Source organism: Paraburkholderia sp. CI2, assembly GCF_014201055.1.
Classification (GTDB): Bacteria; Pseudomonadota; Gammaproteobacteria; order Burkholderiales; family Burkholderiaceae; genus Paraburkholderia; species Paraburkholderia tuberum.
In genome coordinates this window covers 42,587-66,241 of the sequence record NZ_JACHDL010000024.1, presented here as the reverse complement: position 1 = coordinate 66,241, position 23,655 = coordinate 42,587, and the positions used below count along the sequence as shown (strand labels likewise).

At 63.7% G+C, this 23,655-nt stretch carries 17 protein-coding genes, 1 tRNA gene and 1 pseudogene; 14 read left to right on the top strand and 5 right to left on the bottom strand.

Features of this window, described 5'->3' with window-relative positions; all coding sequences use genetic code 11:
• The first annotated feature begins 93 nt into the window (after positions 1-93).
• Positions 94-1,620 (top strand): AMP nucleosidase, encoded by a 1,527-nt coding sequence (locus HDG32_RS27480; protein WP_409259241.1) that lies wholly within the window; start codon positions 94-96, stop codon positions 1,618-1,620.
• A gap of 134 nt (positions 1,621-1,754) precedes the next feature.
• Here the strand turns inward: HDG32_RS27480 and HDG32_RS27475 are convergent.
• Both HDG32_RS27475 and HDG32_RS27470 read right to left on the bottom strand, forming a co-directional pair.
• Positions 1,755-2,267: pseudogene (locus tag HDG32_RS27475) on the bottom strand (chromate transporter); the annotation flags it as partial.
• Between the two features lie 328 nt (positions 2,268-2,595).
• Positions 2,596-3,339, bottom strand: a complete 744-nt coding sequence (locus tag HDG32_RS27470; RefSeq protein ID WP_035471771.1) for a TIGR00730 family Rossman fold protein — start codon at positions 3,337-3,339, stop codon at positions 2,596-2,598.
• Between the two features lies 1 nt (position 3,340).
• On the opposite strand from HDG32_RS27470, the gene polA reads away from it, so the two are divergent.
• The 3 genes from polA to HDG32_RS27455 all read left to right on the top strand — a co-directional run bounded on the left by polA (position 3,341) and on the right by HDG32_RS27455 (position 8,558).
• Positions 3,341-6,082 carry a DNA polymerase I gene (gene polA / locus HDG32_RS27465; protein WP_184072182.1) on the top strand — a complete coding sequence of 914 codons (2,742 nt, stop codon included), beginning with the start codon at positions 3,341-3,343 and terminating at the stop codon, positions 6,080-6,082.
• 157 nt (positions 6,083-6,239) lie between these two features.
• Positions 6,240-7,595 carry an NAD(P)/FAD-dependent oxidoreductase gene (locus HDG32_RS27460; RefSeq protein WP_184072181.1) on the top strand — a complete coding sequence of 452 codons (1,356 nt, stop codon included), beginning with the start codon at positions 6,240-6,242 and terminating at the stop codon, positions 7,593-7,595.
• A 90-nt stretch (positions 7,596-7,685) separates the two neighbouring features.
• Positions 7,686-8,558 (top strand): dienelactone hydrolase family protein, encoded by an 873-nt coding sequence (locus tag HDG32_RS27455; RefSeq protein ID WP_184072180.1) that lies wholly within the window; start codon positions 7,686-7,688, stop codon positions 8,556-8,558.
• 50 nt (positions 8,559-8,608) lie between these two features.
• On the opposite strand, the gene HDG32_RS27450 is transcribed toward HDG32_RS27455, so the two are convergent.
• The gene (locus tag HDG32_RS27450) at positions 8,609-9,478 is read right to left on the bottom strand and encodes a sulfurtransferase (RefSeq protein WP_184072179.1); all 870 of its coding nucleotides are present in this window, start codon (positions 9,476-9,478) and stop codon (positions 8,609-8,611) included.
• A gap of 149 nt (positions 9,479-9,627) precedes the next feature.
• Entirely contained in the window at positions 9,628-10,734 is a 1,107-nt protein-coding gene (locus tag HDG32_RS27445; protein ID WP_184072178.1) for an aromatic ring-hydroxylating dioxygenase subunit alpha, read from the bottom strand.
• Between the two features lie 320 nt (positions 10,735-11,054).
• Between HDG32_RS27445 and HDG32_RS27440 the strand changes: the two genes are divergently transcribed.
• From HDG32_RS27440 to folE2, 4 genes are all read left to right on the top strand, one after another.
• Complete coding sequence (locus tag HDG32_RS27440; RefSeq protein WP_184072177.1) at positions 11,055-11,363, top strand: exodeoxyribonuclease VII small subunit; 309 nt, start codon at positions 11,055-11,057, stop codon at positions 11,361-11,363.
• Positions 11,360-12,241: a polyprenyl synthetase family protein gene (locus tag HDG32_RS27435; protein ID WP_184072176.1), complete on the top strand. Its 882-nt coding sequence runs from the start codon at positions 11,360-11,362 to the stop codon at positions 12,239-12,241. The genes HDG32_RS27440 and HDG32_RS27435 overlap by 4 nt, the downstream gene beginning before the upstream one ends.
• A gap of 87 nt (positions 12,242-12,328) precedes the next feature.
• Positions 12,329-14,236, top strand: a complete 1,908-nt coding sequence (dxs, locus tag HDG32_RS27430) for a 1-deoxy-D-xylulose-5-phosphate synthase (protein ID WP_184072175.1) — start codon at positions 12,329-12,331, stop codon at positions 14,234-14,236.
• Between the two features lie 245 nt (positions 14,237-14,481).
• Complete coding sequence (gene folE2, locus HDG32_RS27425) at positions 14,482-15,288, top strand: GTP cyclohydrolase FolE2 (RefSeq protein WP_184072174.1); 807 nt, start codon at positions 14,482-14,484, stop codon at positions 15,286-15,288.
• Positions 15,289-15,382: 94 nt separating this feature from the next.
• Here the strand turns inward: folE2 and tsaD are convergent, their stop codons facing one another.
• Positions 15,383-16,411: a tRNA (adenosine(37)-N6)-threonylcarbamoyltransferase complex transferase subunit TsaD gene (gene tsaD, locus HDG32_RS27420; protein WP_184072173.1), complete on the bottom strand. Its 1,029-nt coding sequence runs from the start codon at positions 16,409-16,411 to the stop codon at positions 15,383-15,385.
• 145 nt (positions 16,412-16,556) lie between these two features.
• On the opposite strand from tsaD, the gene HDG32_RS27415 reads away from it, so the two are divergent.
• From HDG32_RS27415 to HDG32_RS27390, 6 genes are all read left to right on the top strand, one after another.
• Positions 16,557-17,792: an NAD(P)/FAD-dependent oxidoreductase gene (locus HDG32_RS27415; protein WP_184072172.1), complete on the top strand. Its 1,236-nt coding sequence runs from the start codon at positions 16,557-16,559 to the stop codon at positions 17,790-17,792.
• Positions 17,793-17,841: 49 nt separating this feature from the next.
• Positions 17,842-18,054, top strand: a complete 213-nt coding sequence (rpsU, locus tag HDG32_RS27410; RefSeq protein ID WP_018424196.1) for a 30S ribosomal protein S21 — start codon at positions 17,842-17,844, stop codon at positions 18,052-18,054.
• 234 nt (positions 18,055-18,288) lie between these two features.
• Positions 18,289-18,735, top strand: coding sequence for a GatB/YqeY domain-containing protein (locus HDG32_RS27405; protein ID WP_184057455.1), 447 nt, complete (start codon positions 18,289-18,291; stop codon positions 18,733-18,735).
• Positions 18,736-18,852: 117 nt separating this feature from the next.
• Positions 18,853-20,733: a DNA primase gene (gene dnaG, locus HDG32_RS27400; protein WP_184072171.1), complete on the top strand. Its 1,881-nt coding sequence runs from the start codon at positions 18,853-18,855 to the stop codon at positions 20,731-20,733.
• Positions 20,734-20,823: 90 nt separating this feature from the next.
• A complete protein-coding gene (rpoD, locus tag HDG32_RS27395; protein ID WP_184072170.1) occupies positions 20,824-23,214 on the top strand; it encodes an RNA polymerase sigma factor RpoD in 2,391 nt (796 codons plus the stop codon).
• A 153-nt stretch (positions 23,215-23,367) separates the two neighbouring features.
• Positions 23,368-23,455: transfer RNA gene (locus tag HDG32_RS27390), tRNA-Ile, on the top strand.
• Positions 23,456-23,655: the final 200 nt, after the last annotated feature.

The window sequence follows — 23,655 nt, the reverse complement described above, 5'->3', positions numbered from 1 at the left end:
TCTCGCGGGCGCTGTTGCAAGCGTCGCCGCCGACATTTGGCAACAGCGGGTTCCGTGGTAATGTCGTCTCATCAAAAAGGGTGAACGATGATGATCAACAACGATATCAATCAGCGCACGGTGCAGACTCCCGCCAACAGCTTCCCAACCGAAGGCTTCGACGACGCGGCCGAGGCCGTCACCCGCCTCGCCGCGATCTACGAGGCGAACACGTCGTTCCTGCGCGATGCGTTCGCGCGCTATCGCCGCAACGAGCAGTTCGACCATCGCGTGCGCGCCTGTTATCCGTTCGTGCGCGTGCGTACCGAGGTCAACACGCACGTCGATTCACGCCGCTCGTACGGTTTCGTCGCGGGGCCGGGCGTGTTCGAGACGACCGTCACGCGGCCAGACCTGTTCGGCAACTACTATCGCGAGCAACTGCGGCTGCTGGCGAAGAATCATCACGTGCAGATCGAAGTCGGTGTGTCGGACCAGCCGATTCCGATTCATTTCGCGTTCGCCGAGGGCATCCACCTCGAAGGCGATCTGGACCGCGAGCGCCTGTTCCTGATGCGCGACATCTTCGATATACCGGACCTCGCGCTGCTCGACGACCGCATCGTCAACGGCACGTACGAGCCGCTGCCGGGCGAGCCGCATCCGCTCGCGTTGTTCACGGCGGCGCGCGTCGATTTTTCACTGCATCGGCTGAAGCACTACACGGCGACCTCGCCGACGCATGTGCAGAACTACGTGCTGTACACCAACTACCAGTTCTATATCGACGAATTCGTCAAGCTCGGCCGGGGCATGATGGCCCGTACCGACGACGAGGAATTGCGCGCCTATCGCAGCGAATACACGTCGTTCGTCGAGCCCGGCGACGTCATCACCTACAACGAGAATCTCGGCGAGCAGGCGCAGGAGGGCACGCTGCCGCCACGTCTGCCGCAGATGCCGGCCTATCACCTGAAACGCGCGGACGGCAGCGGCATCACGATGATCAACATTGGGGTCGGGCCGTCGAATGCGAAGACCATCACCGATCACATCGCGGTGCTGCGTCCGCATGCGTGGATCATGCTCGGCCACTGCGCGGGACTGCGCAACACGCAGCGTCTCGGCGACTACGTGCTCGCGCACGGCTATGTGCGCGAAGATCATGTGCTCGATGCCGATCTGCCGCTGTGGGTGCCGATTCCGGCGCTCGCCGAAGTGCAGGTCGCGCTCGAGCGCGCGGTCGCGCAGGTCACGCAGCTCGACGGCGTCGAGCTGAAGCGCGTGATGCGCACGGGCACGGTGGCGAGCGTCGACAATCGCAACTGGGAGCTGCGCGATCATCGCGAGCCGGTGCAGCGGCTGTCGCAAAGCCGTGCAATCGCGCTCGATATGGAAAGCGCGACGATCGCCGCGAACGGTTTCCGCTTCCGCGTGCCTTACGGCACGTTGCTGTGCGTGTCGGACAAGCCGCTGCACGGCGAGCTGAAGCTGCCGGGCATGGCCGATCAGTTCTATCGCGCGCAGGTCGATCAGCATCTGCAGATCGGCGTGAAGGCGATGGAACTGCTGCGGATGAATGGGCTGCATCGATTGCATAGCCGCAAGCTGCGCAGTTTCGCGGAAGTCGCGTTTCAGTAACTCAGGCCGAGGCACTGATAAACAGCCCGCTTACGCTGGATGTGCCGCTTTGAAGATGGCTCGCGAGCGACGTCGGAACCAATCTTCGTTGGTTGTCGAGGTGACGCTCGCCGGCTCAACCCTGCCCGAAACCGGGTCAACCCGATCAAGCTCCCCGCCGCCAGCAGCCACAGCGGATGAATCCGCGTCTTCGTCGCCATCACGGCCGTGAACGCAGTAATCGCCCACGCTATCGCGGTCGGATTCGACGCGCGTGCGATCAGCGCCGCGCTCGCCGCGACGAGGCCGGCCGTCACCGGCACGAGTCCCAGCTGCGCAAAGCGGCGCCAAGGACGGTCCTTGAAGCGGTCCCACGCATACAGCGCGAGGATCGTCAGGAGCGACGACGGCCCGAACTTCGCAATCGACGTGACGAGCATGCCGGCCCAGCCGGCCACATGCCAGTCGATCAGCGTGACGATCATCTGGTTCGGGCCGGGCGCGGCTTGAGCGAGCGCGAACAGCGCGCTGAACTCGCTGGCCGGCATCCAGTGATGCACGTCGACCACCTGCCGCTGCATCTCCGGAAGGATCGTATTGCCGCCGCCGAACGCGAGCAGCGACAGCTGACTAAAAATCGCCGCAAGGGAATCGAGCATGTCGTTCATCGCGCGCTCCTTGCAGCAAGATAAATGCTGAGCGGCGTGAGCACGAGCATCGTCGGCAGCAGCGGCAGTCGCAGCATCGACGAGTGCGCGGCGCGCGAGCGCGGCTTCGGGTGAGGTGAGTTCGTTCAGATTGCGAGCTTCGAGTACCAGCTGAGCACGTTAGCGCCGGACGGCAAGCGTGCAAACGATTTGTTCGCCAATCCGGTTGACAGTCAGCGCGCCGCAAACTGGCCTGCTAAACGAAAGCGGGCAGCCCGAAGGCTGCCCGCCATGTGCGCGACGATGGGCATCGTGCTACGCGCAATGCGAGGCGCGCAGCCTCTTGCCATCACAGGTAGAACATCCGGTCTTCTTCCGACTTGACCGGATGAACTTCGCCTTCCTCGCGGTCTTCGTAGAACTTGAGCACCGCTTCGAGCACCTGGTCCGGATTGTCGATCACCTGCATCAGATCGATGTCGGTCGGATTGATCAAACCCATCGGAATCAGAGCGCTCTTGAACCACGCGAGCAGACCTTCCCAGAACTCGGCGCCGACCAGAATGATCGGCACATGGCGCGACTTCTTGGTCTGGATCAGCGTGAGCACTTCGGCCAGTTCGTCGAGCGTGCCGAAGCCGCCGGGCATCACGATCACCGCGTCCGAGTTCTTCACGAACGTGACCTTGCGCGTGAAGAAATGGCGGAAGCGCAGCGAGATGTCCTGCCACTGGTTGCCCGACTGCTCGTGCGGCAACTCGATGTTCAGACCGACCGAAGGCGCCTTGCCCGCATGCGCGCCCTTGTTGGCCGCTTCCATGATGCCGGGGCCGCCGCCGGAGATCACCGCGAAGCCAGCATCCGACAATTTGCGCGCGATCTGCGTGGCGAGTTTGTAGTACGGCGAGTTCGGTTTCAGGCGCGCCGAACCGTAGATGCTGACCGCCGGGCGAATCTCCGACAGGTACTCGGTCGCCTCGATAAACTCTGCCATAATCGTGAACATCTGCCACGATGCGCGGGCTTTCTTGGCCGTTGCGCGCTCTTGATCTGCGAGCGATCGCAGACTCGGAATCACTTTTCTCTTAGTCATAATGCCTGAAGAACGAAGCCTTGAAGGTAAGACCCTGCTGTTGGTCGACGGTTCGAGTTATCTGTACCGGGCCTACCATGCGATGCCTGATCTGCGCGGTCCCGAGGGTGGCCCGACGGGTGCGCTCTACGGGATGATCAACATGCTGCGGCGCATGCGCAAGGAAGTCACAGCAGAGTATAGCGCGTGCGTGTTCGACGCCAAGGGCAAAACGTTTCGCGACGACTGGTATCCGGAATACAAGGCGAACCGTCCGTCGATGCCGGAAGATCTTGCCCGTCAGATCGAGCCGATTCACGTCGCGGTGCGTGCGCTCGGCTGGCCGCTGCTGATGATCGATCGCGTCGAAGCGGATGACGTGATCGGCACGCTGTGCACCGAAGCGGAAAAGCTCGGCATGAACGTGGTCGTGTCGACCGGCGACAAGGACCTCGCGCAGCTCGTGTCGAACCGCGTGACGCTCGTCAATACGATGACCAACGAAACGCTCGACCGCGACGGCGTGGTCGCGAAGTTCGGTGTGCCGCCGGAGCGCATCATCGATTATCTGTCGCTGATCGGCGATACCGTCGACAACGTGCCGGGCGTCGAGAAGTGCGGTCCGAAAACCGCGGTCAAATGGCTGACGCAATATGAGTCGCTAGATGGCATCGTCGGGCATGCGAGCGAGATCAAGGGCGCGGTCGGCGAGAATCTGCGCCGCGCGCTGGACTTTTTGCCGATGGCGCGCAAGCTCGTCACAGTCGAGCGTCATTGCGATCTGACCGGGCACATCGTGTCGATCGAGGAGAGTTTGCCGAGCCTTCCCGAATCGCGCGAAGAGTTGCGCGAGGTGTTCACGCGCCACGGCTTCAAGACGTGGCTGCGCGAAGTCGAAATCGCCGATGCGGTCGAAGGTCCGGAAACCGACGTGCCCCCCGCGTTGTCCGTCGATCACGAGCGCCACTACGAGACCGTGCAAACATGGGAGCAGCTCGACGCGTGGCTCGACAGGATCAATGCGGCCGAGCTGACCTCGTTCGATACCGAGACCACGTCGCTCGATCCGATGATCGCGCAGATCGTCGGCTTGTCGCTGTCGGTCGAAGCGGGCCGCGCCGCGTATGTGCCGCTCGCGCATCGCGGCCCCGACGCGCCGGTGCAGCTGCCGCGCGACGAAGTGCTCGCGAAGCTCAAGCCGTGGCTCGAAAGCGCCGGCCACAAGAAGGTCGGCCAGCATCTGAAGTACGACGAACAGGTGCTCGCGAATTACGGCATCGAAATACGCGGCGTCGAGCATGACACGCTGCTCGAGTCGTACGTGCTTGAATCGCATCGCACGCACGACATGGACAGCCTCGCGCTGCGTCATCTCGGCGTGAAGACGATCAAGTACGAAGAGGTCGCGGGCAAGGGCGCGCAGCAGATCGGCTTCGACGAAGTCGCGCTCGACAAAGCCGCCGAATATGCGGCCGAAGACGCAGACATCACGCTGCGTTTGCATCAGGCCTTGTATCCGCAGATCGCCGCGGAGAAGTCGCTCGACCACGTGTATCGCGAGATCGAAGTGCCGACTTCGCGCGTACTGCGCAAGATGGAGCGGACCGGCGTGCTGATCGACGCGGAGAAACTGCGTCAGCAGAGCAGTGAGATCGCCACGCGTCTGATCGAACTCGAAGGCAAGGCGTACGAACTGGCCGGCGGCGAATTCAACCTCGGCTCGCCAAAGCAGATTGGTCAGATTTTCTTCGAGAAGCTCGAACTGCCGGTCATCAAGAAGACGCCGAGCGGTGCGCCTTCCACCGACGAAGAGGTGTTGCAGAAGCTCGCCGAAGACTATCCGCTGCCGAAGATTCTGCTCGAACATCGCGGCCTGTCGAAACTGAAGTCGACCTATACCGACAAGCTGCCGCGCATGGTCAATCCGCACACCGGCCGCGTGCATACGAACTACGCGCAGGCCGTCGCGGTGACGGGGCGGCTCGCATCGAACGATCCGAACCTGCAGAACATTCCGGTGCGTACCGGCGAAGGTCGGCGCATCCGCGAGGCGTTCATCGCGCCGCTCGGGCACAAGCTCGTTTCCGCCGATTATTCGCAGATCGAATTGCGCATCATGGCCCACATCTCGGGCGACGAATCGTTGTTGCGCGCGTTTTCGCAGGGCGAGGACATTCACCGCGCCACCGCGTCGGAAATCTTCAGCGTGACGCCGCTCGAAGTGTCGAGCGATCAGCGGCGCGTCGCGAAGGTCATCAACTTTGGGCTCATCTACGGCATGAGCGCGTTCGGACTCGCGTCGAACCTCGGCATCACGCGCGACGCGGCGAAGATTTATATCGACCGCTACTTCGCGCGCTATCCCGGCGTCGCGCGCTATATGGACGAGACGCGTTTGAGCGCGAAGGCGAAGGGCTACGTCGAAACGGTGTTCGGCCGTCGTCTGTGGCTGCCCGAGATCAACGGCGGCAACGGTCCGCGCCGCCAGGCCGCCGAGCGTGCCGCGATCAACGCGCCGATGCAGGGCACCGCGGCTGACCTGATCAAGCTTTCGATGATCGCCGTGCAGAACTGGATCGAAGACTCGAAGATCGGCACGCGGATGATCATGCAGGTGCATGACGAACTGATTCTCGAAGTGCCCGACGCTGAGTTGTCCGAAGTCCGCAAGCGCCTGCCAGAACTGATGTGCGGCGTCGCCGCGCTGAAGGTGCCGCTCGTCGCCGAGGTCGGTGCGGGCCTGAACTGGGAGGAAGCGCATTGACATGCCCGTGACATGCGCACGATAACGTCGTGCGCATGTGACACATGGGTTTTGGCGACTTGTGACTTCTTAGGCGGGTCGAGGACAATCGGTTCAGGACGGCGCATTCATGCGCAGCGTCGCGACAGATAATTCATCGGCTACACGGAGAAGTGCAATGCATCGATTTATCGTCGTTGGCGGAGGTGCGGGAGGATTGGAACTGGCGACGCGTCTTGGCGATCGCTATGGGGCCGACAAGAAGGGGCGCAGCGCGCAGGCCCAGGTGACGCTGGTCGACCGCTATCCGACACATATCTGGAAGCCGCTGCTGCACGAGGTGGCGGCGGGCAGCATGGACCCGTTCACGCAGGAGCTCCCGTACGCGGCGCAGGCGCGCTGGCATGGCTTCGCATTCCAGCAAGGCGACCTGACCGCACTCGACCGCACGAACCGACGCATTACGCTCGGCACCGTGCTGGACGACGACGGCGCTGAACTGCTGCCCGAACGCGAGCTCGAGTACGACACGCTGATCATCGCGATCGGCAGTACCACGGCCTTCTTCGGCGTCAAGGGAGCGGCCGAATTCTCCATTGCACTGGATACGGTTAGCGAGGCAGAGCGTTTCCGCAAGCGCCTGATCGCGGCGTGCATGCGCGCCGAGCATCAGGCACACGAGCCCGTCGAGTCGAGACCGGGACCCGGCACGTGGACGTCCAGCGAGCCGCGCATTCAGGTGGCGATCGTCGGCGGCGGCGCGACGGGGGTCGAGTTGTCGGCGGAGTTGCGCAATACCGCGCAGGTGTTGTCCGCGTATGGCTTGCACAAGCTCGATCCGCGGCATGACGTCGGCATCGTGCTGATCGAGGCGGGGCCGCGCATTCTGCCCGCGTTGCAGGAGCGCGTTTCCACGGCCACCGCCGAATTGCTGACCAGGCTCGGCGTGAAGCTGATGATCGGCGAGACGGTGGCCGAGGTCGCGCCGGGCTACATCCGCACCGCGAGCGGTCACACCGTGCGGGCCGATCTGACCGTGTGGGCGGCGGGCATCAAGGCGCCGGCGGTGCTCGGTCAGCTCGACGGCTTGCCGGTCAACCGGCTCGGCCAGCTGGTCGTGCGCCGTACGCTGCAAACCGGGATCGACGACAACATCTTCGCGCTCGGCGACTGCGCGGCCTGCGAGTGGCCGGGCAACGAGCGCAACGTGCCGCCGCGCGCGCAGGCCGCGCATCAGCAGGCGAGCTTTCTGATGAAAGGACTGGCGGCGCGCCTCAACAACAGGCCACTACCGGAATTCACTTATCGCGACTTCGGCTCGCTGGTCTCGCTCGGCCACTTCAGCGCGGTCGGCAATCTGATGGGCGGGGTGATTGGCGGCAATATGCTGATCGAAGGGCTGTTCGCGCGCTTCATGTACATGTCGCTGTACCGGCTGCATATCGCGGCGCTGCACGGCTATCCGCGCATGGTGCTCGACACCTTCGCGCATTGGTTGCGCCGTACCACGCTGCCGCGCGTCAAGCTGCACTGACGCGCGCGGACGATCTCCTCAGTTGAATGTGCAACGGGATGCGCGCAAGGCGTATCCTGTTGCCTCTAACAATACTTCGAGGAGCGCCCCATGCTGAAGCCTGAAGTCGACTGTCTGATCCCGCACGTTCCTTTCGATCGGCGCACCTTCATCAAGGCGACGCTGGGCTCCGGCTTCGCGGCGGCGGTGCTGCCGGTCTCGGCGCAAACCATTCATACCGACAGCGACGGCCTCGAAGCAGGGGAGGTGGCGTTCCATTCGCTCGGCACGCTGATACCGGCCTACCGCGCGCAGCCGAAGGGCAAGACGCATCTGCCGGTGATCCTCGTCGTGCATGAGGCCTTCGGCGTGCACGAGCATATCGCCGACGTCTGCCGCCGCTTCGCGAAACTGGGCTATCTGGCGATCGCGCCGGACCTGTTCGAGCGCGAGGGCGATCCGACCGTCTACACGAGCATCCAGCAACTGAGCGAGCAACTGCTCAGCAAGGTACCCGACGAGCAGGTGCTGGCCGACCTCGACGCAGCCGTCGCGTGGGCCGGCGAAAACGGCGGCGACCTGAACCGGCTCGGCGTGAACGGCTTCTGCTGGGGTGGGCGCATCTCGTGGCTCTATGCCGAACACAATCCGCGCGTGAAGGCGGGGGTCGCCTGGTACGGTCGCGTGACCGGCGCGAAGAATGCGATGACGCCGGCCAATCCGATCGATCTCGTCGCTGACCTTCATGCGCCGGTGCTCGGCCTGTACGGGCGCCAGGATCAAAGCAATCCGCAGGACACGCTCGAGCAGATGAAGCAGGCGATCGCGCAAGGGCCGCAAGCAGGACGCGCCTCGCAGTTCGTCGTTTATGACGACGCGGGTCACGCGTTTTTCGCCGATTACCGTCCGAGCTACAGGAAGGCCGATGCCGAGGATGGCTGGCGTCGCGCGCTCGTGTGGTTCAAGCAGCACGGCGTGGCTTGAAGCGCTGCTCGAATTCCTCGCGTCTGGTTACGACTTGCGGCGGCTCGCGCTCAAGGTTTCGCCCCCGTCGCCACCGGCCGTTTCGGGTCGGAACTCCATTCGCTCCAGGAGCCCGCGTACAACGCTGAACCATGCAGGCCGGCAACCTCCATCGCAAGCGAATTGATGCAGGCGGTCACGCCCGAGCCGCATTGCAGCACCACGTGTTCGGGCGGCGTGTCGCCGAGCAGCGCGTGGAATTCCTCACGCAGTGCGTGCGCCGGCTTGAAGCGGCCGTCGGGGGTCAGGTTGTCCTTGAAGAAGCGGTTCAGCGCGCCCGGGATATGGCCGCCGACGCGGTCGAGCGTCTCGTTTTCGCCGCGATAGCGATCGGCCGCGCGCGCATCGACGACGATTCGCTCCTTCGAACCTAGATTGCGCTCGACCGCCTGGGTATCGATAGTCACGGCGAGCGGCGCGGCTGCCTTGAAGTCGCCGGTGTTCTGCGCGGGCACGTCCTGCGTCAGCGGTTGGCCGGCCGCTTCCCATGCCTGCAGCCCGCCGTCGAGCAGCGCGACCGCGTCGTGACCGAGCCAGCGCAAAAGCCACCAGACGCGCGCTGCGTACATGCCGCCTTGTGCGTCATATGCGACGACCTGTTGACCTTGCTTCAGTCCCCGCGACTCCAGCGTTTCGACGAGCCGCGCGCGATCGGGCAGCGGATGCCGGCCGTTCGAGCCGTTCTTCGGCCCGGACAGATCGCGATCGAGATGCAGATAGTGCGCGCCCGGCAGATGGCCGGCCAGCCAGGCTTTCTCGCCCGCGTCGGTATCGGCGAGGTCGAACCGGCAGTCGATCACGAACACGCTGCCCGGCGCGGCCGTGAGCCGCTCGGCAAGATTGGTCGCGGAGATCAGGGTGGTGTAATGAGTGTGGGGCATGAGCGTCTCCTCGATACGGGCGATGGCGGCTGCGGGCCGCGTCGTTCACGCGGCTGGCGCATGGCCGGTCTATATCGGTAGTCTAAACAAAAAAAGACGGGTCGAAGCCCGTCTTTCCTTGAGTCGATCGATGCGCCACGCGGCGCGGATCAGATCGTGCCGAGTTCGCGCCGCAGAAACTCGTGGAAGTGCTGCATACCGTCTTCCATCGGGCTCTGATACGGTCCGACCTGTGATTCGCCGCGCTCCATCAACGCGAGGCGGCCGGCGTCCATGCGCTCGGCGATCTCGTCGTCTTCGCGGGCTGTCTCCATATAGGCGGCGCGCTCGGCTTCGACGAAGTCGCGCTCGAACAGCGCGATTTCCTCGGGGTAATAGAACTCCACCACGTTGGTGGTCTTCTGCGGACCGCGCGGAATCAGCCACGACACGACCAGCACGTGCGGATACCACTCGATCATGATGCCCGGGTAGTACACCATCCAGATCGCGCCGAACTCGGGCGGATTGCCGTCGCGAAAGCGCAGCACTTCGTCGTGCCACCTGCGATACGTCGGGCTGCCCGGTTGCTCGAGCGCCTTGTGCACGCCGACCGTCTGCACGCTGTACCAGTCGCCGAACTCCCACGTCAGATCGTCGCAATTGACGAAGCTGCCGAGGCCCGGATGGAACGGTGCGACGTGATAGTCCTCCAGATAGACCTCGATGAAGGTCTTCCAGTTGTAGTTGCACTCATGGACTTCGACGTGATCGAACATGAAGCCCGAGAAATCGAAATGGCGCTTGGTGCCGAGGCGTGCGAGATCTTTCGCGACATCCCGACCTTGAGCCTCGAACAGCAGACCCTGCCAGTTCTGCAGTGGCGTGGCGCCGAGATTCAGGCACGGGTTGTCGGCGAAATGGGGCGCGCCGAGCAGCTCGCCCTTCAGGTCGTACGTCCAGCGATGCAGCGGACAGACGATGTTCTGCGTCTGGCCGCGGCCGTTGAGCATGATGGCTTGCCGGTGGCGGCACACGTTCGACAGCAACTCGACTTGCGACTGCTGGTTACGGACGAGTACCCGCCCCTCGCGTTCGCTGGGCAAGGCAAAATAATCCCCCGCTTCGGGCACCATGAGATCGTGGCCGATGTAGCGAGGACCTTTCTTGAAAAGGGTGTCGATTTCGCGCGTAAGAAGCGCTTCGTCAAAGTAAGCCGTGACTGGCAGCTGGCTGTGAACAGACCGCAACTGCAATGCATTGCTCAGATTGGACATTCCCACTCCCGATGAAGACGTGAAAGCAGTGAACAACCCAACCATCGAAGATTCGATTTAGGGAGCCCGCAATTATACCCGTTTCCCTGTGACAGGGGCACTTAAGTCCCTGATTTGGGTTAAAAATGTCAAGAAAGTTCGGCATTTTCGCCGCAGACCTCGAGCTTTTTTTCTGCGAGACTTCAGGGTCGAAGCGGGGCAAGGGTGGGCATCGGACAGGCTCGAAGCGAGACAGCACGGCGGGGCGCAGGCCGGCGAGCGGATCGAAAATGTCGCTTTTGCCGTAGAATGTCCGACTTGTTTTAATTTTGCGACTATTCATGGCGAAGACCGCATCGAACGATTCCGCCGCCGCACCAGCCGAAAGCGGCGATAGCGCGCCGCTGCCGGCGAACTACGAGGCCGCGCAGACCGAACTGGAAGAGCTCGTCGCGCGCATGGAAGGCGGCAGTCTGAGCCTCGAGGAATCGCTGGCCGCTTACCGTCGCGGGGCGACACTTGTCGCATTCTGTCAACAGCAGCTCGAAAAGGTCGAGCAGCAGGTGCGGGTCCTCGATGGCGAGACCCTCAAGCCGCTGCCCATGAATACCGCAGGAACAGCCGCGACTGAGAGCGGGGACGACCTATGACATTCGAACAATGGACGCGCTCGGTGCTCGAACGCGTCGAAACGGCTCTGGAACACTATCTGCCGGCCGAGACGACCGAACCCGCCAGGTTGCACGAGGCGATGCGCTATGCGGTGCTCGGCGGCGGCAAGCGGGTGCGGCCGCTCCTGTGCCACGCGGCCGGCGAGCTGACCGGCGCGCGTGCCGAATGCCTCGATGCGGCGGCGGCGGCGCTGGAAATGATTCACGTGTACTCGCTCGTGCACGACGACATGCCCTGCATGGACGACGACGAACTGCGCCGCGGCAAGCCGACGGTCCACGTCAAGTATGACGAAGCGACCGCGCTGCTGGTTGGCGACGCGCTGCAGTCGCAAGCATTCATCGTGCTCACGTCCGACGTACTCGGCCGGCCGCAGCAGGCCTCGCTCGTACGCGAACTCGCGCTCGCAAGCGGCTCGATCGGCATGTGCGGCGGCCAGGCCATCGATCTGGCGAGCGTCGGCCACACGCTGACCCGCCCGCAGCTCGAGACCATGCATCGCATGAAGACCGGCGCGCTGCTGCGCGCGGCCGTGCGCATGGGCGCATTGGCCGGCGAGACGCCGGACGCGCAGGGTCTGGCGTCGCTCGACGCCTACGCCGCCGCGGTCGGTCTTGCGTTTCAGGTCGTCGACGACATTCTCGACGTCACGACCGACTCCGCAACGCTCGGCAAGACCGCCGGCAAGGACGCGAAGGACGGCAAGCCGACCTACGTGTCGATTATTGGGCTCGACGCGTCGCGCGCGCTCGCGGCGCAACTGCGCGGCGACGCGCACGCCGCGCTCGCGCCGTTCGGCGCGCGCGCGCAGCGTCTTGCCGAACTGGCCGACCTGGTGGTGAACCGGGTCAGCTGAACGCGAAAGCCCGCCGCCGCGCACCCTCCATCCCCGGGGTGCATGTATGAAGTGCGGGCGCGTAAGTTTTCCTACAATGGAACGACGATGTACGACTTGCTGAAAACCATCGACGACCCGGCAGCCCTGCGCCGCCTCGATCGCCGCCAATTGCAACCGCTTGCCGACGAGTTGCGTGCCTTCGTGCTCGACAGCGTATCGCAGACGGGCGGCCATCTCTCGTCCAACCTCGGCACGGTCGAGTTGACCATCGCGCTGCACTACGTCTTCGATACGCCGCACGACCGGATCGTCTGGGACGTCGGCCATCAGACCTATCCGCACAAAATCCTGACCGGTCGTCGCGACCAGATGCACACGCTGCGTCAGTTGGGCGGCATCTCGGGCTTCCCGAAGCGCGACGAATCGGAATACGACACCTTCGGCACCGCGCACTCGAGCACGTCGATTTCGGCCGCGCTCGGCATGGCGATCGCGAGCAAGCTGCAAGGCGACAACCGCATGGGCATCGCCGTGATCGGCGACGGCGCGATGACGGCCGGCATGGCCTTCGAGGCAATGAACAACGCGGGCGTCGAAGACGACGTGCCGCTGCTCGTGATCCTCAACGACAACGACATGTCGATCTCGCCGCCGGTCGGCGCGCTGAATCGCCATCTCGCGCGTCTGATGTCTGGGCGCTTCTATGCGGCCGCGCGCGCGGGCGTCGAGCGCGTGCTGCGCGTCGCGCCGCCGGTGCTCGATCTCGCGCGCAAGCTCGAGGAGCACGCGAAGGGCATGATCGTGCCGGCTACGCTGTTCGAAGAGTTCGGCTTCAACTACATAGGGCCGATCGACGGTCACGATCTCGATTCGCTGATTCCGACGCTGCAAAACATCAAGGAACTGCGCGGGCCGCAATTCCTGCACGTGGTCACGAAGAAAGGCCAGGGCTACAAGCTGGCCGAGGCTGATCCGGTGCTGTACCACGGCCCCGGCAAGTTCAATCCGGCCGAGGGTATCAAACCGGCCGCGACGCCGTCGAAAAAGACCTACACGCAGGTGTTCGGCGAGTGGCTGTGCGACGCGGCCGAGCTCGACTCGCGCGTGATCGGCATTACGCCGGCAATGCGTGAAGGCTCGGGCATGGTCGAGTTCGAAAGGCGCTTCCCGGATCGTTACTTCGACGTCGGCATCGCCGAGCAGCACGCGGTGACGTTCGCGGGCGGCCTTGCCGCGGACGGCATGAAGCCGGTCGTCGCGATCTATTCGACCTTTCTGCAACGCGCGTATGACCAGCTGATTCACGACGTCGCGCTGCAAAACCTGCCGGTGGTGTTCGCAATCGATCGTGCGGGTCTCGTTGGTGCGGACGGCGCGACGCATGCGGGCGCGTACGACCTCGCGTTCATGCGGTGTATTCCGAACATGACCGTGATGGCGCCGTCGGACGAAAACGAGTGCCGCCAGATGCTGTACACCGCGTTGCAGCAGTCGCATCCGACCGCTGTGCGCTACCCGCGCGGCGCGGGTACCGGGGTCGCAACGGTCAAGCAGATGGCCGCGTTGCCGCTCGGCAAGGGCGAAGTGCGTCGCGAGACGTCGGCGCCGGCCGGCAAACGCATCGCGATTCTCGCGTTCGGCACGATGGTCGCGCCGTCGCTCGCGGCCGCCGAACAACTCGACGCCACCGTCGCGAACATGCGCTTCGTGAAGCCGCTCGACACCGAACTCGTGCGCAAGCTGGCCGAGACGCATGACGCGATCGTCACCGTCGAGGAAGGCTGCATCATGGGTGGCGCGGGTTCGGCGTGCGTCGAAGCCCTGCTCGCAAGTGGGGTTATGCGTCCCGTACTACAATTGGGCCTCCCCGATCGGTTCATCGATCACGGGGACCCGGCCAAGCTGCTCGCCGCGTGCGGTCTCGACGCCGCGGGTATCGCCCGGTCGATCCGCGAACGCTTCCTTGCGAGCGGCGCGGTCGGCGGTCAGTCGTCCGTGAAGCGCGTCGCGTAAAGCGCTGTCGGCTGTCGTGCCGTCGTAGGTGCGACTCATGCCGCCGTCATGCGACGGCGGCTTCGGCAATCTCCAGTTTGAACCGACGGGTGTTGCGGCCCGTCACCCAACGCCGGCGCGAGCCGGCGTTCGCCGTTGCGCGCACTGATCCGCATGGCCGATGGATGCCTCGCACTCGCTGCGCGATAGTCGCCGATGCAGCGAGACCTTGGCGCAGCCCGGCGCTTTCCAGAAAGGACAAAAGAATGAATCAGATGAATCCCGCTTTCGTGATGCCCGACGTGCAAAGCACCCCCGACACGCGCCAGATTCCGATCCAGCGGGTCGGCGTGAGGGGCGTGCGTCATCCGTTGACGATTCGCACGCAAGGTGGCGAAGTGCAGCCGTCGGTCGGCACGTGGAATCTCGACGTGCATCTGCCGGCCGAGCAGAAGGGCACCCACATGTCGCGCTTCGTCGCGTTGCTCGAAGAGAACAAGGCGCCGCTCGAACCGGCCACGTTCCGCACGATGCTCGCGGCTATGCTCGAAAAACTCGAGGCCGAGGCGGGCCGCATCGAAGTGTCGTTCCCGTACTTCGTGAACAAGACCGCGCCGGTGTCGGGCGTGCAGAGCTTGCTCGATTATGAAGTCACGCTGACCGGCGAGACCCGCCATGGCGCGACGCGGGTGTTCCTGAAGGTGCTGGTGCCGGTCACGAGCCTGTGCCCGTGCTCGAAGAAGATCTCGCAGTACGGCGCGCACAATCAGCGTTCGCACGTGACGATCGATGCCGAGCTGAGCGGCGACGTCGCTGTCGAAGAGTTGATCCGTATCGCCGAGGAAGAAGCGTCGTGTGAACTGTGGGGCCTGCTCAAGCGCCCGGACGAGAAGTTCGTCACCGAGCGCGCGTATGAAAATCCGAAGTTCGTCGAAGACCTCGTGCGCGACGTTGCCCAGCGTCTGAATGCCGACGAGCGCATCGTCGCGTATGTGCTCGAAGCGGAGAACTTCGAGTCGATTCACAATCACAGCGCGTATGCGGTGATCGAGCGGGACAAGCGCCTTGCCTGATACGTTCCTGATCGCTCCACGCCGTTTCGTTGCGAAAGCATTGAAGCAAAAAAGCCGCTTGTAAAGCGGCTTTTTGTCCTCTTGGGGCGGCGGTTCAGTGCGCGAGCGACGTCAGATCCCAACGCGGCTTCACGGTGAACGCGTAGTCGTGGCCGGCCTGTTCGGGCCAGCGTTGCAAACGCAGCGCGCCGGCCAGCGCGATCATCGCCCCGTTGTCCGTGCACAGCGACAGGTCCGGGTAGTGGACGTAGAAATTGCGCTTCTGCGCGGCGGCCGACAGCGCTTCGCGCAATTGCCGGTTCGCGCCGACGCCGCCCGCCACCACCAGCCGGTTCAGCTTCGTGCGCTTGAGCGCCGCTAGAGATTTCGCGGCCAGCACGTCGACGGCGGCATCGACGAAACCGCGCGCGAGGTCGGCCTTGGCCTGCTCGCAGATGTTCGCACCGCCCAGCCGGTTCGCGTGCGTGAGCACGGCGGTCTTCAGGCCGCTGAAGCTGAAATCGAGGTCGCCGGAATGCAGCATCGGGCGCGGCAGCACGACTGCGCCGGGTGTACCGAACTCGGCCATGCGCGAGACTTCGGGGCCCCCCGGATAGCCGAGGCCCAGCAGCTTGGCGGTTTTGTCGAAGGCTTCGCCGGCGGCGTCGTCGAGCGTCTCGCCGAGCGTCTCGTAGAAGCCGACGGCCGTCACGCGCATCAACTGCGTGTGGCCGCCCGAGACCAGCAGCGCGACGAACGGGAACGGCGGCGGCTCGTCGACGAGCAGCGGCGACAGCAGATGCCCTTCGAGATGGTGAATGCCCACGGTCGGCTTGTTCCACGCCATCGCCAGCGAATTCGCGACGCTCGCGCCGACCAGCAGCGCGCCCGCGAGCCCGGGCCCTTGCGTGTAAGCGATCGCGTCGATGTCGCCGCGCGCGACGCCGGCGCGCTCCATCACCTCTTCGAGCAGCGGCAGCGCGCGGCGGATATGGTCGCGCGATGCAAGCTCCGGCACGACGCCGCCGTACTCCCGATGCATCGCAATCTGCGAATGCAGCGCGTGCGCGAGCAGGCCGCGCTCCGAGTCGTAGAGCGCGAGACCGGTTTCGTCGCAGGAGCTTTCGATGCCGAGAACGAGCATGATGAATCGCTTGAGACGGGCGCGCGCGTCGCGCGTCCGGAGGTGAAAGGTAAGCCACAAAGTATACCAGCGCGGACAGGCGGCCGCAGGCGGCCGGCTGAGCACGGGCATGGACGCGAGGGCCCGGCAGGTACAATGCGGCCCCATGGAATCCTTCGATATCGCGGTGATCGGCGCGGGCGCGGCCGGCATGATGTGCGCGGCCGTGGCCGGTCAACTCGGCCGGCGTGTGGCGCTGATCGACCACTCGCAGCGTCTCGCGGAAAAAATCCGCATTTCCGGCGGTGGCCGGTGCAACTTCACGAATCTGTATGCGGGGCCGGCCAATTATCTGTCGGCGAATCCGCATTTTTGCCGCTCGGCGCTCGCGCGCTATACGCCGCGCGATTTCATGGCGCTGCTGAAGCAGCATCGCGTGACATGGCACGAGAAGCACAAGGGCCAGCTGTTCTGCGATCAGTCGAGCGACGCGGTCATCGACGTGCTGAAGAACGAGTGCGACGCCGGCGGGGTTGCATGGCGCACGCCGCTGTCGGTCGAAGAGGTGCGCCAGGACGCCGAAGGACAGTTCCTGCTCGGCACGACGGCGGGCACGATCGCCGCCCGTGCGCTCGTGATCGCGACGGGCGGTCTGTCGATCCCGAAGATCGGCGCGACCGATTTCGCGTACCGGATCGCCAGGCAGTTCGGCCACAAGTTGATCGACACGCGTCCCGCGCTGGTTCCGCTGACCTTCGCTCCGGCCGACTGGGAGCCGTTCGCGGCGCTATCGGGCGTGTCGCTTGAAGTACAGCTGTCGACTGGCAATACGAAGACCGGCGCCGAATTCACCGAAGATCTGCTGCTCACGCACCGCGGCCTGTCGGGCCCAGGCGTGCTGCAGATCTCGAGCTACTGGCAGCCCGGCGAGCCGATTCACATCAATCTGCTGCCGGAGCGCGACGCCGCGACTGCGCTCATCGACGCGAAAAGCGGCACGAAGCGGCAGATCGCCAATCTGCTATCGGAATGGGTGCCGCAGCGGCTCGCGCACGTGTGGCTCGACACTCACCAGGTGGCCGCCGAGGCCCGCGTCGCCGATCTGCCGGACAAGGCGCTGCGCGGCATCGGTGAGGCGCTGTCGCGCTGGACCGTCACGCCGAACGGCACCGAGGGTTATCGCAAGGCCGAAGTGACGAGCGGCGGGGTCGATACGCGCGGTTTGTCATCGACCACGATGATGAGCGCGCGGGTGCCGGGCCTCTACTTCATCGGCGAGGCGGTCGACGTGACCGGTTGGCTCGGCGGCTACAACTTCCAGTGGGCGTGGGCGTCGGGTGTCGCGGCGGGCGAGGCGGCGGCCGAATATGCCCGGGGGCTTGACGGCGCAATGGCTTTGTGAGAAAGCTCTGCTATACTCCTGAACCTTTACAAAGTTCCGTTATTGAAAAATGACGACCATCCGCGTAAAAGACAATGAGCCGTTCGAAGTCGCCATGCGCCGTTTCAAGCGCACCATGGAGAAAAACGGCTTATTGACGGAACTTCGCGCTCGCGAGTTTTACGAGAAACCCACAGCCGAACGCAAGCGCAAGAAAGCGGCGGCGGTGAAGCGTCATTTCAAGCGTCTGCGTGGCCAGATGCTGCCAAGGAAGCTCTACTGATTCTGGCGTTGCCCGCTGTACGCGGCGCGGCAGCATCCAAGCCGATGGCGGCACGACAGGTGTCATCATGACAAACCCGGCCCATCGGGCCAACCGGCAGGGTCGCATCCACTACGCAAAATTGCGCCAACCCGCTTGAGGAAGAAGTCCCAAGCGGGTTTTTGTGCTGATGCGGCGGTATCGCCGCCGTCGACCGGCCGGTTTTTCAACTTTTCAACGCAATTCAGGTGAGTGATGAGTCTCAAGGACCGGATCAACGACGATATGAAAGCCGCCATGCGGGCGCGCGAGACCGAACGTCTCGGGACGATCCGCCTGCTGCTCGCCGCGATCAAGCAGCGTGAAGTCGATGAGCGGGTCACGCTCGACGATGCCGCCATAACCTCCGTCATCGACAAGATGATCAAGCAGCGCAAGGATTCGATCAGCCAGTTCGAGGCCGCAGGACGTACGGATCTTGCGGACAAGGAAAAGGCCGAGTTGGCCATTCTTTCCGCGTACATGCCTGAGCAGATGTCCGAAGCGGAAATCGTTGCCGAGGTGCAGGCGGCGGTCGCGCAAACCGGCGCTGCCGGCCCGCAGGACATGGGCAAGGTGATGGGCGTGCTGAAGCCGAAGCTGGCCGGCCGCGCCGACATGACCGCCGTCTCCGCACAGGTCAAGGCCGCGCTCGCTAAGTAACTCTGTCGATTTGTCCGGGTCGCGCGCCTCCTGAAGGCGAGGCGCGGGGCCCGGGCGCGGTGTCGAGCCCGGGCTCCGGGCTTGGATTTTGAAGCTTTCCAGGCAGCGTTATTTACTGTGATCCCACCGTCATTCCTGCAGGACCTGCTCAACCGCGTCGATATCGTCGACGTGGTCGGCCGGTATGTGCAGCTGAAAAAGGGCGGCGCGAACTTCATGGGGCTGTGCCCGTTTCACAACGAGAAGAGCCCCTCGTTTACGGTTAGTCCGACTAAACAGTTTTATCACTGCTTCGGCTGCGGTGCGCATGGTACGGCCATCGGTTTCCTGATGGAACACGTGGGCGCGTCGTTTCCCGAAGCGGTCAACGAGCTCGCGCAATCGGTGGGTCTCACCGTACCGCACGAGCCTTCTCCCGGATATGGCGGCGGCGGTGGTGGCGGAGCTGGCGGCGGCTACGCGCCGGCGGCATCGAAGGCCGTGACAACCGCGCTGTCCGATCTCATGCAGACCGCCTGCGACTACTACCGTAAGCAACTGCGCGGTGCGCCGGGCGCGATCCAATATTTGAAGAAGCGCGGCCTGACCGGCGAAGTCGCCGCGCGCTTCGGTCTCGGCTATGCGCCGGACGGGTGGCAAAACCTCGAGGCGGCGTTCCCGAACTATCGCGACGACGCCCTGGTCGAAGCGGGTCTCGTGATCGTCAGCGAAAAGTCGGACGCGCAGGGTCAGAACCGCCGCTACGACCGCTTTCGCGAGCGGATCATGTTTCCGATCCGCAATGTCAAAGGGCAGGTGATCGGCTTCGGCGGCCGCGTGCTCGACGGCGGCGAGCCAAAGTATTTGAATTCACCGGAAACGCCGCTATTTAACAAGGGCAGCGAGCTGTACGGGCTGTTCGAGGCGCGTCTTGCGATTCGAGAGCAACATTACGTGCTGGTCGTCGAAGGTTATATGGACGTGGTCGCGCTGGCCCAATTGGGCTTCCAGAACGCCGTCGCGACCCTCGGCACCGCTTGCACGCCGATTCATGTGCAGAAACTGATGCGCCAGACCGATACGGTCATCTTCAGTTTCGACGGCGACGCGGCCGGCCGGCGCGCCGCGCGTCGCGCGCTCGATGCGTGCCTGCCGCACGCCGCCGACAACCGGACGATCCGTTTCCTGTTCCTGCCCAGCGAGCATGATCCCGACAGCTACGTGCGCGAGTTCGGCACCGAGGCTTTCGCCGAGCAGGTCGAACGGGCGATGCCGTTGTCGCAGTTCATGCTCAACGAGGTGTTGACCGGCAAGGAGCTCGATCAGCCCGAAGGCAAGGCCCGCGCGCTGTTCGACGCGAAACCGCTGCTGCAGGCGTTGCCGGCCAATGCGCTGCGCGCGCAGATCATGCATATGTTCGCAGACCGGCTCGATGTGCCATTCAGCGAAGTCGCGGCGCTTTGCGAAGTCGACGCGCGGATCGCGGCCGCGTCGCGCAAGGCGCCGGCCCGCAAGGACCGGCGCAGCGTGACCGGCATCGAGGAAAAGACGCTGCGCAATCTGGTGATGTATCCGCGCACGGTCGCGATGCTCGACGAAGCGGCCGAAGAGGCGCTGCTCACCGTGACCCGGCACGGCGAACTGTTCGCGGAAGTGACGACGCACGCGCGAGCCCTAGGCGATTCGGCAGCGTTCCAGTTGTTGTCCGATCTCTTGCGAAATGGCGCGAACGCCCCAACTTTCGAGGAAATCTTTCGCAAAATTCTAGACTATGATGAAAACGTCCGGGATTTGCTGCTGAAAGACCCGCAGGACGCGGCCGTCATCGAGGAACGGCGCGAGCAGGAACGAATTGTCGGCGAGGAGCTGAAAGCCGCGATTTTGAAGATGCGATACGACGCTTATTGCGATCGTCTCGAACAGCTTTCGCGACAGTCGCGGCATACGCCGGAAGAGTTTGCCGAGTTTTCGGAGCTCAACCGGAAGCGGGCCGACATGAAGCGTCAACTCGGGCTGTAGCGGAGAGGCCGAAACCTCGGGTGGTATAATCAAAAGTTTCTAGCGGTTTGTTTTTCAAGGGTTTTCCTAGCAAAGGCGAAAGGCGATGCGATGGCAAAGACGACAGGCGGAAATCATGCAACGGGCTCACGCGCTAAAGAGCGCACCGGAAAAGTTACCGAAGCCAGGCTGACTGCATCCGCCAGAAGAACGTCTGCTGTCAGCGTTGCACCGGCTGCCGGGAAGAAGTCGTCGACCACTGCGGCCGCGCAGGCCGCACCGGTTCGGGCGGCGAAAGCTGTAGCACCGCCGGCTGCCAAGCGGGCGGGTGTCAGAAGCGCAAGGGAAGCGGCTGCCGTTCAGGACGATGCGGTAGCGCGCGTGACTTCAGTATCCACGGTTCAACCGGCTGTTGTCCAACAGCCGGGGGTCGAGACTACAGCCGGTACGGCGAACTCCATGACGAAAAAGCTGAATGAAGTACCCGTCGATGACGATGCAACCCAGACCGAAGAAACCGCTGCCGCCGCACCGGGCAAGCCGGAGAAGGTCAAGGCTCGCGACCGTCGTGCAAAGGAAAAAGCGCTGCTGAAGGATGCGTTCGCGTCGTCGCAGCCTGGCACGGTGGAGGAACTCGAGGAGCGTCGCTCCAAGCTGCGCGCCCTGATCAAGCTCGGCAAGGAGCGCGGCTTCCTCACGTACGCTGAAATCAACGATCACCTGCCGGACAACTTCACCGAGACCGAGGCGATCGAAGGCATCATCAGCACGTTCAACGACATGGGCGTCGCGGTCTACGAACAGGCCCCGGACGCTGAAACGCTGCTGCTCAACGACAACGCGCCCGCGGCTTCGTCAGACGACGAAGTCGAAGAGGAAGCTGAAGTCGCGCTGTCCACCGTCGACTCCGAATTTGGCCGCACCACCGATCCCGTGCGTATGTACATGCGCGAAATGGGCACGGTCGAGCTGCTTACGCGTGAAGGCGAAATCGAAATCGCGAAGCGCATCGAAGACGGCCTGAAGCACATGGTGATGGCGATCTCCGCGTGCCCGACCACGATCGCCGACATTCTCGCGATGGCCGAGCGCGTCGCCAACGACGAAGCGCGCATCGACGAACTCGTCGACGGTCTGATCGACGCCGACGCGGCAGACGCCGACGGCTTCTCCGCGCAGGAGGCGGAAGCGATCGAGAATGAAGACGAGGAAGCCGAGGAAGAGGACGAACAGGACGAGGAAGAAGACGATGGCGCGGCGCAAGCCACCGCCAACGCCGCGCAGCTCGAAGCGCTGCGGCGCGCGTCGCTCGAAAAATTCGCGTCGATCAGCGAATGGTTCGACAAGATGCGTCGCGCGTTCGAGAAGGAAGGCTACAAGTCCAAGTCGTATCTGAAGGCGCAGGAAACCATCCAGAACGAGCTGATGACGATCCGCTTCACCGCGCGTACCGTCGAACGTCTGTGCGACACGCTGCGCGCGCAGGTGGATGAAGTGCGTCAGGTCGAGCGTCAGATCCTGCATACGGTCGTCGACAAGTGCGGCATGCCGCGTGCGGAATTCATCGCGCGTTTCCCGGGCAGCGAGACGGACCTCGAATGGGCCGACAAGATCGTCGCCGAAGGTCACGGGTATAGCGCGATCCTCACGCGCAACATTCCGGCGATCCGCGAACAGCAGCAACGTCTGCTCGATCTGCAGGCGCGCGTGGTACTGCCGCTGAAGGACCTGAAGGAAACCAACCGTCAGATGGCGGCCGGCGAGCTTAAGGCGCGCCAGGCGAAGCGCGAAATGACCGAGGCCAACCTGCGTCTCGTGATCTCGATCGCGAAGAAGTACACGAACCGCGGTCTGCAGTTCCTCGACCTGATTCAGGAAGGCAACATCGGCCTGATGAAGGCGGTGGACAAGTTCGAATACCGTCGCGGCTACAAGTTCTCCACGTATGCGACGTGGTGGATCCGTCAGGCCATTACGCGTTCGATCGCCGACCAGGCGCGCACGATCCGGATTCCGGTTCACATGATCGAAACGATCAACAAGATGAACCGCATCTCGCGTCAGATCCTGCAGGAAACCGGTCTCGAGCCGGATCCGGCGACGCTGGCCGAGAAGATGGAAATGCCGGAAGACAAGATCCGCAAGATCATGAAGATCGCGAAGGAGCCGATCTCGATGGAAACGCCGATCGGTGACGACGACGATTCTCATCTGGGCGACTTCATCGAAGATACGAACACGGTCGCCCCGGCGGATGCGGCGTTGCACGCGAGTATGCGCGACGTCGTCAAGGACGTGCTCGATTCGCTGACGCCGCGCGAAGCGAAGGTGTTGCGCATGCGTTTCGGTATCGAGATGAGCACGGATCACACGCTCGAAGAAGTCGGTAAGCAGTTCGACGTGACGCGTGAGCGAATTCGTCAGATCGAGGCGAAGGCGCTGCGCAAGCTGCGTCATCCGAGCCGTTCGGACAAGCTGAAGTCATTCCTCGAAGGGAATTGACGGCGACGGCCGCGGTTGGCCGCAAATGATGCGATCAAAGGGGCCTCCCGGTCGTTTCGCCGAAGCGAAGCGGTTGCGGAGGCTCCTTTTTCGTGTAGTATGTCGGCCAATCGACGAAACGGGCCCGGCCTTCACGACCGGGTCTTTTTTCTTGGGCTGGACGCCGTGTTGGTTGCAGGCAGTGGACTCATAATCCACCTCCGAAAGGACATCGTGGGTTCGAACCCCACCCGGCCCACCAAAGTATCGAAAAAAGGGTTCCGAATTCCGGAACCCTTTTTTGTTTTTGGGCGGCCTTCGGCTGCCTCAGCTGGGCGACCCAGTGCCCAGCCTCAACCCCGGCGAGCCGCGTCCGTTGCGCCACACACCGCCCGACACCGACCCGCTCGCGCCGGGCCTCGCCCGCGGACGAGGAGGCGCTTAAGCGCGCTCCGCGCCAGC